At 69.9% G+C, this 13,685-nt stretch carries 13 protein-coding genes; 9 read left to right on the top strand and 4 right to left on the bottom strand.

The features are described from left to right. Window positions 1–14: 14 nt before the first annotated feature. From IEZ09_RS25770 to IEZ09_RS25750, 5 genes are all read left to right on the top strand, one after another. Window positions 15–2,261, top strand: coding sequence for a helix-turn-helix transcriptional regulator (locus IEZ09_RS25770; RefSeq protein ID WP_189256335.1), 2,247 nt, complete (start codon window positions 15–17; stop codon window positions 2,259–2,261). A gap of 97 nt (window positions 2,262–2,358) precedes the next feature. After that, window positions 2,359–3,153, top strand: a complete 795-nt coding sequence (locus tag IEZ09_RS25765) for a 3-methyl-L-tyrosine peroxygenase-related protein (protein WP_189256334.1) — start codon at window positions 2,359–2,361, stop codon at window positions 3,151–3,153. Window positions 3,154–3,230: 77 nt separating this feature from the next. Further along, window positions 3,231–4,142, top strand: a complete 912-nt coding sequence (locus tag IEZ09_RS25760; protein ID WP_189256333.1) for an ABC transporter ATP-binding protein — start codon at window positions 3,231–3,233, stop codon at window positions 4,140–4,142. Then, a complete protein-coding gene (locus IEZ09_RS25755) occupies window positions 4,139–5,182 on the top strand; it encodes an ABC transporter permease (RefSeq protein ID WP_189256332.1) in 1,044 nt (347 codons plus the stop codon). The genes IEZ09_RS25760 and IEZ09_RS25755 overlap by 4 nt, the downstream gene beginning before the upstream one ends. Before the next feature lie 116 nt (window positions 5,183–5,298). Then, window positions 5,299–5,634 carry a DUF3817 domain-containing protein gene (locus tag IEZ09_RS25750; protein WP_189256331.1) on the top strand — a complete coding sequence of 112 codons (336 nt, stop codon included), beginning with the start codon at window positions 5,299–5,301 and terminating at the stop codon, window positions 5,632–5,634. On the opposite strand, the gene IEZ09_RS25745 is transcribed toward IEZ09_RS25750, so the two are convergent. Genes IEZ09_RS25745 through IEZ09_RS25730 form a run of 4 tightly spaced genes read right to left on the bottom strand, consistent with a single transcriptional unit; the run spans window position 5,606 to window position 9,285 of the window. Beyond that, on the bottom strand, window positions 5,606–6,649 hold the full coding sequence (locus IEZ09_RS25745; protein ID WP_189256330.1) for a phosphotransferase: 1,044 nt from the start codon (window positions 6,647–6,649) through the stop codon (window positions 5,606–5,608). The two genes, IEZ09_RS25750 and IEZ09_RS25745, sit on opposite strands and share 29 nt — an antisense overlap. Then, window positions 6,646–7,695 (bottom strand): phosphotransferase, encoded by a 1,050-nt coding sequence (locus IEZ09_RS25740; RefSeq protein ID WP_189256329.1) that lies wholly within the window; start codon window positions 7,693–7,695, stop codon window positions 6,646–6,648. The genes IEZ09_RS25745 and IEZ09_RS25740 overlap by 4 nt, the downstream gene beginning before the upstream one ends. After that, entirely contained in the window at window positions 7,692–8,747 is a 1,056-nt protein-coding gene (locus IEZ09_RS25735) for a phosphotransferase (protein WP_189256328.1), read from the bottom strand. Before IEZ09_RS25735 ends, IEZ09_RS25740 begins: the two co-directional genes overlap by 4 nt. A gap of 40 nt (window positions 8,748–8,787) precedes the next feature. After that, the gene (locus IEZ09_RS25730; RefSeq protein ID WP_109634492.1) at window positions 8,788–9,285 is read right to left on the bottom strand and encodes a MarR family winged helix-turn-helix transcriptional regulator; all 498 of its coding nucleotides are present in this window, start codon (window positions 9,283–9,285) and stop codon (window positions 8,788–8,790) included. Between the two features lie 51 nt (window positions 9,286–9,336). On the opposite strand from IEZ09_RS25730, the gene IEZ09_RS25725 reads away from it, so the two are divergent. From IEZ09_RS25725 to IEZ09_RS25715, 4 genes are all read left to right on the top strand, one after another. Continuing rightward, on the top strand, window positions 9,337–9,642 hold the full coding sequence (locus IEZ09_RS25725; RefSeq protein ID WP_189256327.1) for an MTH1187 family thiamine-binding protein: 306 nt from the start codon (window positions 9,337–9,339) through the stop codon (window positions 9,640–9,642). 1,817 nt (window positions 9,643–11,459) lie between these two features. Beyond that, a complete protein-coding gene (locus IEZ09_RS46770; RefSeq protein ID WP_440590328.1) occupies window positions 11,460–12,083 on the top strand; it encodes an SCO6745 family protein in 624 nt (207 codons plus the stop codon). Beyond that, on the top strand, window positions 12,022–12,366 hold the full coding sequence (locus tag IEZ09_RS46765; protein ID WP_229812960.1) for a helix-turn-helix domain-containing protein: 345 nt from the start codon (window positions 12,022–12,024) through the stop codon (window positions 12,364–12,366). Before IEZ09_RS46770 ends, IEZ09_RS46765 begins: the two co-directional genes overlap by 62 nt. Continuing rightward, complete coding sequence (locus tag IEZ09_RS25715; protein ID WP_189256326.1) at window positions 12,363–13,325, top strand: tetratricopeptide repeat protein; 963 nt, start codon at window positions 12,363–12,365, stop codon at window positions 13,323–13,325. The genes IEZ09_RS46765 and IEZ09_RS25715 overlap by 4 nt, the downstream gene beginning before the upstream one ends. The last annotated feature ends 360 nt before the right edge of the window (window positions 13,326–13,685 follow it).

The following is a 13,685-nucleotide window of genomic DNA, read 5'->3' as shown; positions in this document are numbered from 1 at the left end:
CGTAGGCTCGTCTGATGGGCACCTGCGCGAGCTGTGGCACGGAATTCGCGCCCCTGCCGTCGCGGGCGCGGTACTGCTCGAACGCGTGCCGTCAGCGTGCCTACCGTCAGCGCTCCGCCGGTACGTCCACTGTGGTCGCCGAGCTGCCCCGTTACGACGACGCGTTCGTCGGCAGGGAAACAGAGCTGGCCGAGCTGCTCTCGTTGCTGCGCGAGCACAGGCTGCTCACGCTCGTCGGGCCGGCCGGGGTGGGCAAGACGCGGCTCGCGGTCGAGCTCGCCAGGCGGACCAGGAAGATCGAGGTCCGCTCGGTCGAGCTGGGCCGGCTGAGCCGTCCTGACCAGGTGGTGCAGGCGTTCGCGGAAGCCGTCGGGGTGTACCAGCACGCGGGTGTCGCGCTGCGGACGACGTTGCTCGCGGAGCTGGGCAACCGCAGGATCCTGCTGCTCGTCGACAACTGCGAGCACCTCGTCGAGGAGTGCTGTGACGTCGTCGACGCGCTGTTGTCGCGCTGTCCGAACGTGCAGGTGCTGGCGACCAGCCGGGAGGCGTTGCGGGCCGTCGGTGAGGCCGTCTACCCGGTGCACGGCATGGACTCCGACGCCGTCCGGCTCTTCGTCGAACGCGCAGGGGTGCAGGGTGACCAGGACGCGATCGCGGCCGTCTGCGCGCGGCTGGACGGGCTGCCGCTCGCGGTGGAACTGGCAGCGGAGGTCTCCCGATCGGTGCCGTTGTCGGAGCTCGGGGACCGCCTCGACCAGCGGCTGGATCTGCTCAGCGACGCCGGTGACCAGACGCGGCACCGCAGCCTGCGCGCGGCCGTCGCGTGGAGCCACGACCTGCTGACCAAGTACGAGAAGGAGCTCTTCCGCCGGCTCGCGCTGCTGCCGGGCGGGTTCGGCCTCGACATCGCCGGGGTCGTGCAGGGCGGGCCGGTGATCGGCCTGCTCACGGCGTTGCAGGCGAAGTCGTTGGTGGTGCGGGAGAACGACGGCCGCTTCCGGATGCTCGAGTCGGTGCGCCTCTACGCGGAGGAACGCCTGCGAGAGCACGACGAGTGGGGCGTGACGGCCGAACGGATCGTGGAGTGGCTCTGCGGGCTGGGGGAACCCGGTGTCGCGTCGTCGATTCTGGCGCCGGAGCAGGTGAAGGCGCTGCACCAGGAGTACGACAACGCGGTGTACGCGTTCGCCCATCTGGTGGCGCCGCACGACGAACGACGCCTGATGCTCGCCACGATGGTGCTGCGGGTGTGCTTCGACCGCGGTTACTTCGCCGAGGCGGGCGCGGTGCTGATGCAGGTGCTGGACCAGACGCCCGCCGACGCGCGCTACCGGATCCTCGCGCTGGAGTACGCGTCGCTGCTGGCGGGACACGAGGGCCGGCACGACGAGGCGGTGAAGTTCGCGTCGGAGGCGGTCGAGACCGCGCAGGCCGGTGGGCAGCAGGAGATCATGTGCCGCCTCTACCGCACGTTGGCGGGCGCTTACGACGGCATGGCCGATGTGCCGAACACCGCATGGGCGCTGCGCCAGTCGATCGAGTACGGCGTGCGGAACGGCAACGAGGTGAGCGTGGCCGTGTCGCGGCAGAACCTCGGCTGGTGCCTGCTCAACACCGGCTCGGTCGACGAGGCGGGCGCGCTGATCGAGGACTCGCTGCCGGTGCTGAAGGCGCACGCGCGGGCGGACATCGTTGCCATCGCCGTGCACACGTGGGGCTGCATCGCCCTGGAACAGGGTGATCTGGCCGCCGCGGGCGCGCGGTTCGCCGACGGTGTGCGGATGTCGGCGCACGTGCCACGAGCGGCGCTGGAGTCGGTCGAAGGCCGCGCGGTGGTCGCCGTCCTGTCCGGACGGCACGAGCTCGGCGTGCGGTTGCTGGTGGCGTGCGAACAGATGCGCACGACGTGGGTCGTGTCGGCGCAGCCGTGGTGGCGGCGGAAGGTGGACGCCGCGCTGGACGTCGCGCGGGAAGCCTTGTCCCGTGCGGCTTTCACGCGGGCGGTGAGCGCGGGGCGGGCGATGGATGTTCGTCATGCGGTGGAAACCGCGCTGGACAAGGAGATCGTGCGCCCCGCGGTGCTGAGCGACCGGCAGCGGATGGTCGTCGAGCTGGTGGCGCAGGGCATGACCAACGTCCAGGTCGCCGCGAAGCTGGGGATCTCGCACCGGACCGTGGAATCCCACGTGCACAACGTGAAAACGGCGTTGAATCTTTCGACTCGCGCCCAGCTCGTCGCGTGGGCCCAGCAGAACTGACACGTTCCAACTGAGACGTAACGCTGCGGTTCATCCGGATGACTTCACGCTCCCTGCCGTTCATTGTGGGTACAACCAACGGAGGGGAGGGGGACACGTGGAACCTTTCCGGCTGCTGCACCCCGACCTCGTGCCGCACAGACGTGAGTCGTTGCAGCACGCTGCGTCCATGTTCGTCCAGATGGGGTTGGACGACACGGTGCTCTCGGCGTCGCCGGTGCACCAGCGGCTCGCCCGCGTGGTGCTCGCGAGCAGCGACGTGATCGAGTGGAAGCCCGGCTTCGACGGTGGTGACGCGCGTCACGACGAGCGCTTCGGCGTCGTGCGGGTCGGCGGCGACCGCGGCGGGGTGTTCCTGTCCAGCATCCTGATCGCCTACCTCGACGTGCTCGAGAACGCGGCCAGGATGGGTACCTCGATCAGCGAGGACGCCTGGCGCACGATGCTCTGGGCGCCGACCGCGCTCTTCGACCACGTGCTGCGCCGCCCGCAGGTCGGCATGACCGTCGTGACCGCCGGTCCCGGCACCGAGTACCTGCCGCACGAACGCAAGCAGGCAGGTCACCGCCTGTACCTCGTGCTGATGCAGGCGGTGCGGTTCGCGGTGTCCGGCGTGGTGCGCGCCCAGGACGACCGCACACTGGTCGAGGACTGCGTGACACTCGCGACGGCCTGCCTGCGCGCCGCGACGGTCGCCCTCGCGTTCGCCTCCGACGTAGGTGAGGAACCGTCGCCGCCGATCGTGGAGATCACCGAGCACCAGTACCTCTGGCAGGTGATCAGCGACGTCCGCGCCGCCGCACCGCGCGCCAGGTTCGAGCAGTTCGCCGCGGCGCTGCGGCGACTCAACGACGTCTACACGGAATGTCCGCTGCTGGTCGTGGGGTGCTGAGCCGAACGTCTCGACTTCGCGCCGACTTTCGTCGTTTCACCACGTGGACCGGTCCGCGCTGACCTAACGTCGCGCCTATGACAGAGGAACGTCCGGCGGTCGTGGTGCGGGACATCCGCAAGAGCTACGGCGAGCTGAAGGCGGTCGACGGTGTCTCGTTCACCGTGGCGGAGGGCGAGTTCTTCGGCATCCTGGGGCCCAACGGTGCCGGCAAGACCACCACGCTGGAGATCATCGAGGGGCTGCGCGAGCCGGACAGCGGCGAGGTGCGGCTGCTGGGCGAGAGTCCGTGGCCGCGCAACGTGAAGCTGTTGCCGCGCATCGGTGTGCAGCTGCAGGCGTCGTCGTTCTTCGAGAAGCTGACCGCGAAGGAGCAGCTGCAGACGTTCGGCTCGCTCTACGGCGTGAGCCCCGGCACGGCCGCGGACATGCTCGAGCTCGTCGGCCTCGCGGACAAGGCGAACGAGCAGGAGAACAAGCTCTCCGGCGGCCAGCGCCAGCGGCTCTCGATCGCGTGCGCCCTGGTGCACGACCCGGACGTCGTGTTCCTCGACGAACCGACCGCCGCGCTCGACCCGCAGGCGCGCCGCAACCTCTGGGACGTGCTGCGCGCGATCAGGGAACGCGGCAAGACCATCGTCTACACCACGCACTACCTCGACGAGGCCGAGATCCTCTGCGACCGCGTGGCCATCATGGACGAGGGCAGGATCCTCGCGCTCGACCCGCCCGCGGTGCTGGTGCGCGGCCTCGACGCGCCGACCCACGTGATGGTGCAGAAGGGCGTTCTGTCCGTTGTGGACGCGTCCGCGCTGGACGGTGTCGAGGAAGCGCACGAGAACGAGGTGACGCTCACGATCTCCACCCGTCAACCGGCTCCCGTGCTGTCCGCGCTGGCCGAACGCGGTGCGCTGGACGGCCTGCAGGTCCGCACGGCCACCCTCGAGGACGTCTTCCTCAACCTGACCGGACGGGAGTACCGCGCATGACCGCGTTCAGGACGCTCTCGCTGGCGATGCTCAAGGGGTTCGTCCGGGACAAGGTGACGCTGTTCTTCACCTTCCTGTTCCCGCTGATGTTCCTGGTGATCTTCGGTCTGATCCTGCGCGACGTCGGCGCCGACAAGACCAGGATCGCGGTGGTCGGCGACGGCCAGGTCGTCAGCGCTCTGCGGGACAGCGGTGTGCTGGAGCTGGAGCAGTACGACGACGTCGACGCGGCCGTGCAGAAGGTGAAGGATGGCGACCTGCCCGCGGCGCTGATCGTGCGCGGTCAGCAGCTCGAAGTCCGGTTCGCGCAGAGCGACCAGGTCAAGTCCGCGACGGTGCTCGGGATCGTGAACGGGTTCGTGGACAAGGCGAACGTCGCGGCGACCGGCCAGCCACCGCGGTTCACGTTCTCCGCGGAGAAGGTCGAGGACGCCTCCCTCAAACCGATCCAGTTCCTGACGCCGGGCATCCTGTCGTGGGGTGTGGCGGTGTCCGCGGTGTTCGGGTCCGCGCTGACGCTGGTGTCGTGGCGGCGCAAGCAGGTCCTGCGGCGGATCCGGCTCGCGCCCGTGTCGGCGACCTCCGTGCTGTCGTCGCGGTTGCTGGTCAGCACGGGTGTCGCACTGGTGCAGGGCGGGATCTTCGTCGGCATCGCGATGCTGCCGGTGTTCGGGCTCAAGCTGTCCGGGTCGTGGTGGCTCGCGATTCCGTTGCTGCTGCTCGGAACCATCTCGTTCTTCGCGCTCGGCATGCTGGTCGGGGCGTTCGCCAAGACGGAGGAAGCGGCGTCGGCGGCGGCGAACATCGTCGTGCTGCCGATGGCGTTCCTGTCCGGCACGTTCTTCCCGGTCGAGCAGGCACCCGCGTGGCTGCAGGCCGTGTCGAAGGCGTTCCCGTTGCGGCACATGAACGACGGCATGCTCGACGTCCTGGTGCGGGGCAAGGGGGTCGAGGCGCTGGCGGTGCCGGCGGCGGTGCTGGCCGGATTCGCTCTGGTGGTCGGTTTCCTCGCCTCCCGAGTCTTCAAATGGGAGGAATAGGACTGTGTTGGATGGCCGCGCTGCCGCGCGGCGGAGGGTTCGTCCACAAGTCGGTCATCCGCCGAACCCCCGGGCGGTGGCCGTGTGCTCCCCGTCACGGTTCATGATGGGGAGTCATGACGTTCTCCACCGTGGCCGGACGGTTCCGCATCTTCGCCCTCGCCGAGGCGATCTCCTGGGCGGGCCTGCTGCTCGGGATGTTCTTCAAGTACGTCGTCGTGCAGAACGAGATCGGCGTCAAGATCTTCGGCCCGATCCACGGCGTCATCTTCGTCGGCTTCGTGCTCGTGACGCTGATGGCGAAGGAGCCGCTGAAGTGGGACGGCCGCACGCTCGTCCTCGGCCTGCTCTCCAGCATCCCGCCGTTCGGCACGGTGATCTTCGAACGGTGGGCCGCGAAGACCGGCCGTCTCGACGAGATCGCTACCGAAGCAGCGCCAGAACAGCTCTGAGCTCGGCCTGCGCGTCGCCCTCGTGGTAGATCCGCTCCGACTGCTCGACGTTGTCCAGGAAGTGCTGGTACTTCACCGCGTTGTGCAGATGTGACGCACGGCGGCCGACGTCGAGCGCTATGAGCGGGTCGCTGTCCGGACGGTGTGCGAGCCACGCTTCGCACCACACCTTCCGGATGTGGTCGCGGATCTCCGGCCCGCAGTAGGCGATCAGCCGGCACGCGTCGAGCGCCGGGTGACCCCACACGGCGTCGGCCCAGTCGATGATCTCGCCGCTGCGGCGCCAGTTGCCGGGGTGGAAGTCGCCGTGCGTGAGCGTGTCCGGCAGCCCGAACGACGGCATCGGCACGGCCGTTCCGCGGACCCGCGGTGCTCCGGCCAGCGCGTTCTGCACGGCCACCCACCGCGGCAGGATCAGCTCGACGTGCTCCGGTGTGACGGGCCAGCACTTGTCGCCGGGCGCATCGGTCAGCAGCACCCGCTGCGGTGCCGAGGCGATCACCTGCGGCACCAGGGTCGGGTCGTGCTCGGCGACCATCCTGATCACCGCACCTTCATCGCCGAAGAACGACGGGACGGCCTTCAGCCACACCGGCCCGTTCCCGGTGGGCAGCCGGTGGACGGTCGAGAGGTTCCACGTCCGCACCTGCACGGCCGGACCGGTGCGTTCGACGTGGCCGTCGGCCCACGCGACGAGCTCGTCCAGTGCGCCCAGCCGCGCGAACGGCACGCGGAACGGGGCGTCGGCCTCCGGTTCCTCCGCGGGTTCGAGGTGGGTCCGGTCGGGTTCACGGTGCGCCTCGACGTGATAGGTGACGAGGCCACCGCACGGCCGTTCGCCGCCCTCGACGCCGATCATCCTCAGAACGCTCGTGCGCACGCCGAGCAGCGCTTCGAGTGCGGCGTTGACGGGTTCGACGTGGTACCAGTCCGGCGTGTCGACCGCGATGACCGGGGTCCGGCCGGCGAACCCGCTGGGTGCGCTGACCAGAGCGATGATCGACCGTCCGCTCACGAGCCCGCCACGAGCGCGAGGGCGGCCCTGAGCTCGATCTCGGGATCTCCCCGGTGGTAGATCCGCTCGGACTCCTCGATGTTGTCGAGGAACTCCTGGTACTTCACGGCGTTGTTGAGGTGCGTCGCGCGCCGGGCCACCTCCAGGGCTTCGAGCGGCCTGCTGCCCGGCCGGTGCCGCAGCCACGCCTCGCACCACACCTGCGCGAGGTGGTCGCGGATCTCGGGCGGGCAGATCTCCATCGCACGGCACGCGTCGAGCGCCGGATGGCCCCACACGGCGTCGGACCAGTCGATGATCTTGCCGCCGGACTTCCAGTTGCCGGGGTGGAAGTCGCCGTGGGTGAGGGTGTCCGGGAGCCCGAACGACGGCATGGACACGGGCGTGGTGCGGATCCGCGGCGCGCCCGCGAGCGCGTTCTGCACGGCCACCCAGCGCGGAATGATCAGCTCGACGAGGTCTGGCCGCAGCGGCCAGCAGATGTCGCCGGGCGCGTCGCCCAGCAGGACTCGGTGGGGCGCGGAGGCGATCAGCTCAGGGACCAGCGCCGGGTCGTGGGCGGCGACCATCTCGATCACCGTGCCCTCGTCGACGAAGAACGGCGGGACGGCCTTCAGCCACACCGGCCCGTTCGCGGTCGGCAGCCGGTGCACGGTGGAGAGGTTCCACGTGCGGACCTGGACGGCCGGACCGGTGCGTTCGACGTGGCCGTCGGCCCACGCGACGAGCTCGGCCGGTCCGCCCACCCGTGCGTACGGCACGCGGAACGGAGCATCGGCGTCGGGTTCCTCTGCCGGGTGGAGGTGGGTCCGGTCCGGTTCGCCGTGCGCCTCGACGTGGTAGGTCACCAGGCCGCCGCTCGGCGACGAACCGCCCTCGACGGAGATGAGCCTGAGCACGCTGGTCCGCACGCCCAGCAGGTCTTCCAGGGCGTCGTTGACGGGCTCGACGTGCATCCAGCGCGGCGAGGAGATCGGGAGCGGGTCGGTGCGGCCCGCGAACCCGCTGGGAGCGCTGACCAGCGCGATGATCGTCCGATCGGTCATCGGTTCACCAGTTGCCGGACGGCGCGCAGCTCACCCTGCGGATCACCTTCGTGGTAGATCCGCTCGGAGGTCTCGATGTTGTCCAGGAACTCCTGGTACTTCACCGCGTTGTGCAGGCGCGAGGCCCGGCGGGCGACCTCGAGCGCCGCGAGCGGGTCGCTGTCCGGGCGCAGCGCGAGCCAGGCCTCGCTCCACACGCGACTGATCACGTCGCGCAGGTCGGCGTGGAACTCCATGAGCCGGCACGCGTCCAGCGCCGGGTGTGCCCAGCAGGCGTCGGACCAGTCGATCACGACTCCGCTGCCGCGCCAGTTGCCGCCGTGGAAGTCGCCGTGGGTGAGGGTGTCCGGCAGCCCGAACGACGGCATCGGCACGGCCGTCGGCGTGAGCTGGGGTTCGCCGGCGAGCGCGTGCTGCACGGCGACCCAGCGCGGCACGACCCGCTCGACCATCTCCGGCGTCAGGTGCCAGCAGTTGCCGCCCTCCGCCTGGCTGAGCAGCACCCGGTTCGGCGTCGTGGCGAGGACCTCCGGCACCAGCGTCGGATCGTGCGCGGCGACCATCTTGATCACGGCGCCTTCGTCGGCGAAGAACGGCGGCCTGGCCTTGAGCCACACCGGCCCGTCCGCGGTGGGCAGCCGGTGCACGCTGGACAGGTTCCACGTCCGCACCTGCGCCGCGGGCCCGGTGCGGGTGATCACCGTGTCGGCCCAGTCGAGGAGTTCGGACGGTCCGCCCTGGCGTGCCCACGGCATCCGGTACTCGGCGTCGGGCTCCGGTTCCTCCGCGGGTTCGAGGTGGGTGCGGTCCGGTTCGCCGTGCGCTTCGACGTGGTAGGTGACGACGCCGCCGAACGGAACCGTGCCGCCTTCGACCGAGACGAGGCGCAGCACGCTGGTCGGCACGCCGAGCAGCTCCTGCAACGCGGTGTTGATCGGCTCGACGTGGTTCCAGTTCGGTGTCTCGACCGGGATCGGGCCGGTGCGTCCCGCGAAGCCGCTGGGGGTGCTGACGAGCGCGATGATCGACCTGTCCGGTCGTTCCCACTGCATGGGCACATGACGCCACAGGCGGGCGTTCGTGCCAAACGAATTAATCCTCGAAGTCGCCGCTCGCCCTGCGCACCTTGGCGAGCAGCTCGGTGAGCTGTTCGGTCTGCCGGTCCGTGAGGCCCTTGAGGCCCAGGTTGACCTCGACGACCGCGGCGGTCGCGGCCTCGCGGCGCTGCAGGCCCGCGTCGGTGATCTCCACCAGCGTGGTGCGGCGGTCGGTCGGGTGCGGGGTGCGACGGACCAGGCCGTCGCTCTCCAGCCGGTCGACGATGTTCGTGACGCTCGTGGGGTGCAGCTGCAGGCGCTCGCCCATGACCCGCATCGGCAGCGCGCCCTTGCGCGAGAAGTAGAGCAGGACCAGCGCCTCGTACCTGGCGAACGTGAGGCCGTGCGGCTTGAGGGCTGCGTCCACGGCGGACTGGATGATTTGCTGGACACGCATGACGCTCGTGACGGCGGCCATCGAGGTGGACGGACCCACCCGGTCGTCCCACAGCTCGGCCGCGCGGGCGATCGGATCGAACGGCAGCGGTGTCATGGGCACCGAAGCTACCAGTCAGTACAAGGCTTGGATCATCAGGAGGCACGTGTGCTTGTCGCGTTCAGCGTCGCTCCGTCCGCATCGGACTCGTCGGGAAGCGTCGCCAAGGCCGTCGCCGAAGCCGTGCGGATCGTGCGGGAGTCGGGCCTGCCCAACGAGACGAACGCGATGTTCACCTTGATCGAGGGAGAATGGGACGAGGTGATGGACGTGGTCAAGCGCGCGACCGAAGCCGTGCAGGCCAGCGCCCCGCGGGTCTCGCTCGTGCTCAAGGCGGACATCCGGCCGGGCCACACGAACCAGCTGAGCACCAAGGTGCAGCGGGTTGAGGAGCACCTCGCCGACACGCCATGATCGGGTTCCGCCGCCGACTCTCCAAGAGCGGAGGCGCATCTCGTGAGATTCGTGATCACCCTGCTGGCCGCGTTGCTGGCCGTGACACCTGCCGCGCAGGCCGGGCCGTCCACCAGGTGGGAGAACATCGGCCCGAACGGTGCGGGCGGGTACCTGGCGTTCGCCGGAAACGTCGTCTACGTGCTGCCGGGCGCTGGCCGGCAGGTGTTCCGGTCCGCTGACCGGGGTCGCAGCTGGCGGCAGGGGCGGCAGTTCCCCGAGATGCGCGGCGCCGCGCTGGCCGCTGACCCGTCGCGGCCGGACACCGTGCTCGTGGCCGGGTACGAGGGCGGCGGCGGTGCCGGTTCGGTGCTGCGGTCGGTGGACGGTGGCTTGTCGTTCTCCGTCGCCCTGCGGACGCCTTCCGAGGTGCAGGACGTCGCGTTCGGAGGCGGGTTCTCGTACGCGGCCTCCGCCGAGGGGGTCTACCGAAGCGTTGGCGGGCTCGGGTGGTCGTTGCTGCCCGGCTCGCCCCCGTCGGCCGAAGACGTGCAGGTCGTGGGCTCGAATCTCGTCGTGGCCGCCGGTGGGGTCGTGCACGTGCTGCGTGCGGGGAAGTGGTCCGTCTCGGACGTGCCAGCGGACAAGATCAGCTCGCGCGGCGACGTCGTGGTGGCGCGGAAGTTCAGCGGCGGAGTGCACCTTTCGGCCGACCGCGGGGCGACCTGGCGTCCGGTTTCCGGTCCGTGGACGTCGTCGTGGATCTTGTACGGCGGGATCACGGCCAACGGCTGGATCCAGGTGCAGACGCTGGACGGGCACTTCATCAGCGCGGACCAGGGCGCCACGTGGAAGCGGACCGACGCGGTGGCGAAGGTCGACGTCTACACCGAGACCGGCAGCTTCCCCGACCTGCCGGACTGGCAGTGGGTCTACGGGTCCGGCGGCGTCTACGCGACCGCTGATCACGAGCACTTCAAGCGCGTCGGGGTGCCGGGAGCGCACGTGCTGTCGCTGGTGGAGTCGGGGCGGTCTCTCATCGCCGGGACGATGCAGGGCTCGTACCGGACCGATCTGCCCGTCGCCGCGCAGGAGTGGGACTTCGACGGGACCGCGCCGCCCGCGATCGGCAACCGGATCGGGGCGCTGGCCGCGCGGGACGGGGTCGTGCTGCGCGGACGGAACGGCTATCGCGGATCGCAGGACACGATCTTCGTGGAGCGGTCGCCCGACGGTGGCCGGACCTGGGTGACGACCGCCGAGATGCCGGGCAACACGCGGTCGCTGGTGTTCGACCCGGTGCTGCCTTCGCGGGTGTTCCTGGGCGCTTACCTGATCAACGCCTTCTACGTGTCCGTGGACGGCGGGCTTTCCTTCGTGCAGCGGGTGCACGCGCCTCTGCGCGGGATCAGGACGATCGCGGCCGATCCGTCGGGCATCTGGCTCGCGGACGCCGGCGGGCTCTACCGCTCTTCGGACGCTGGGGTGACGTTGAAGCAGGTGCTGCCGGGCCGGATGAACTCGGTGCTGGTGGACCCGCGCGATCCGCGGCACGTCGTCGCCGTCGGGCAGAACTCGGTGTTCGTGTCGTTCGACGGGGCTGCTTTCACCGAGGTGTCCGTGCCCGCCGAGCAGCTGTCCGCGATCGCGGCGGGGCCCGGCGGTGCTGTACCTGGGCTCGCTCTCGGGCAAGGGCGTGCTGCGGTCGGTCAACGGCGGCCGTTCGTGGACCGTGCTCGGCGGTCCGGACGCGGAGACACTCCTGGTTTCCTCGGATGGCCGAACGCTCTACGCCGGCACGGTGAGCGGATCCGTGCACAGGCGTTCGCTGGGTTAGCGTGTCGGGCGTGGACGCGAGACAGCTGTGGTTGCGGTTCGAGCCCTACCACGACGTCACGTACTTCACGCCCGAATCCCGCGCGGCGACCGACGCGCTGGGCTGCAAGGGCGGCTGGATGGGCTACTTCGGCATGCGCGCGGCACCTCTCGGCGCGGCGTCCCCGGAGTTGGTGACGGCTGTCTTCTACAACTTCGCCCCACGCATGGTCGCGCGCGCTCTGCCCGACGCGTGGGCGGTCGCCTCGCCTGCCGACTACCTGCGCGTGCGGCTGGAAGGCGTGGACGGCGCCCTGCGGCGGATGCTGGGTTCCGTGGACACGCCGGACATCGCCGAAGCCGCTGACCTGGCCCGTTCCGCGGCGCTGGCGGTCGACGTGGCCGGGCGCCCGCTGGCCGCCGCGAACCGCGCGTTGCCGTGGCCCACCGCTGCGCATCTGGCCTTGTGGCACGCCTGCACGATCCTGCGCGAGGCCCGCGGCGACGGCCACGTGGCCCACCGCTGCGCATCTGGCCTTGTGGCACGCCTGCACGATCCTGCGCGAGGCCCGCGGCGACGGCCACGTGGCCGCGCTGGTAGCGCACGGCATCGGCCCGTGCCAAGCGCTTGCGCTCTACGCCCGTGAACATTCCCTCGATCCGGCATACATGCGCACCGCGCGTGGTTGGACCATCGAGGAGTGGGAAGCCGTTTCGGACCTGCCCGGCGACCTCGCCGCAGTGGAGCGTGCAACTGATGCCGCTGCTCTCGCGCCGTGGGAGGCGTTGGGCGCCGCTGGAACGTCGCGGTTCATCGAGCTGATGACACCGCTCGCTCTACGCATCGCTTCAGCCAACGAGGCGATGCGCGTCAACCCGATGGCCCTGGACCCGGTCCGGGAACTAGCCGTGCCAGGATGGAACACGTGACAAGGCCTGATCCTCGCAAGACCGCCGCACTGTCCGCCGCGCTCTCGGGCGCCGTCGATCTGGGCGCCCTGAAGGCCCGAGCCGATGCCGCCCGCCAGGCTGCCGCCGCGCCTCCCGCCTCTTCTGGCTCGGGCGACAACGGATCCGCGCCGTGGATCGTGGACGTCACCGAAGCCTCGTTCCAGGCCGTGGTCGAGCAATCCCTGCAGGTGCCCGTGGTGGTGCTGCTGGGGGCCTCCTACTCACCCGAGTCGCAGCAGCTCGCCGCGTCGCTGACCCGGTACGCCCAGTCGTCCGGCGGCGCCTGGATCCTGGCGCGGGTCGACCTGGAGCAGGCGCCTCGGATCGGGCAGGCGTTCGGGGTGCAGTCGGTGCCGACTGTTGTTGCTGTTGCTGCTGGTCAGCCCATTGACGCGTTCGCGGGACCGATCGCGGACGCCGAGCTTTCGCAGTGGATCGCGCGGTTGCTGGACGCCCTGCGGGACCGTCTGCCCGGCATCCGGGCCGGGGAGGCTCGGGCAGGCGCTCCTGCCCAGGAGGAAGTGGTCGAGGATCCTCGGATCGTGGCTGCCGAGGAGGCGTTCGAGCGCGGTGACTACGCGGCGGCGCAGGAGTACTACTCGCAGATCCTGGCATCGGAGCCGGGGAACGAGCTCGCCAAGGAAGGGCTGGCGCAGGCTCGGTTCGCCGAGCGGGCCGAAGGCGTCGACCCTGCGGTGATCGCCAAGGCTGATTCTGCACCTGACGATGTTGAGGCTCAGCTTGCCGCTGCTGATGCTCAGGTGGCGTTGCAGCAGGTTGAAGAGGCTTTTGCTCGGCTTGTCGGCACTGTTCGGCGGGTGTACGGGGATGAGCGGGATCGGGTTCGGCAGCATCTTGTGGGGCTGTTCGAGTTGTTCCCCGCCGATGATCCTCGGGTGGCTGTGGCTCGGCGGAATCTGGCTGCTGCGTTGTACTGATTTGTTGGGGCGCGTGGGTTTTGTGGGTCGTCCCCCTGGTGCGTTGGCGGGTTCCTGTTGGGTGTCCGTAGGTGGTTGCGTGCCGTAGTCATGTGCCGGTTGGTTTCTGGGGCTCCGCCCCAGACCCCGCCAATCTGATCAAAGACCCGCCAGCGCCGCGGGCGGGTTGATGGCACGCCTGTTGGGTTGGGCGGCCGCCGGTTGCGTAGGTGGTTGCGTTTCGGGTGGGGTGGGTCCCGTCACGAGTCGCGCGTGAGCGAGCCACACCCAGGGAGGGGTGTCAACTCGGACGAAAAGCGTGTTGTCGTGTCTCGGGTGATCTGTCGCAGGTTTGTCTCGGTTGTTGTGACACAAGGTTAG

Origin of the sequence: Lentzea flava (assembly GCF_014648475.1) — a bacterium.
Taxonomy (GTDB): Bacteria; Actinomycetota; Actinomycetes; order Mycobacteriales; family Pseudonocardiaceae; genus Lentzea; species Lentzea flava.
The sequence above is the reverse complement of the archived record's forward strand: the minus strand, read 5'-3'. Positions and strand labels throughout refer to the sequence as shown.

Excerpts from the sequence above, each read along its gene's own strand:
- IEZ09_RS25770 (WP_189256335.1), top strand. The coding sequence starts at position 15 with ATGGGCACCTGCGCGAGCTGTGGCACGGAATTCGCGCCCCTGCCGTCG.
- IEZ09_RS25760 (WP_189256333.1), top strand. The coding sequence starts at position 3,231 with ATGACAGAGGAACGTCCGGCGGTCGTGGTGCGGGACATCCGCAAGAGC.
- IEZ09_RS25755 (WP_189256332.1), top strand. The coding sequence starts at position 4,139 with ATGACCGCGTTCAGGACGCTCTCGCTGGCGATGCTCAAGGGGTTCGTC.
- IEZ09_RS25750 (WP_189256331.1), top strand. The coding sequence starts at position 5,299 with ATGACGTTCTCCACCGTGGCCGGACGGTTCCGCATCTTCGCCCTCGCC.
- IEZ09_RS25740 (WP_189256329.1), bottom strand. The coding sequence starts at position 7,695 with ATGACCGATCGGACGATCATCGCGCTGGTCAGCGCTCCCAGCGGGTTC.
- IEZ09_RS25735 (WP_189256328.1), bottom strand. The coding sequence starts at position 8,747 with ATGCAGTGGGAACGACCGGACAGGTCGATCATCGCGCTCGTCAGCACC.
- IEZ09_RS25730 (WP_109634492.1), bottom strand. The coding sequence starts at position 9,285 with ATGACACCGCTGCCGTTCGATCCGATCGCCCGCGCGGCCGAGCTGTGG.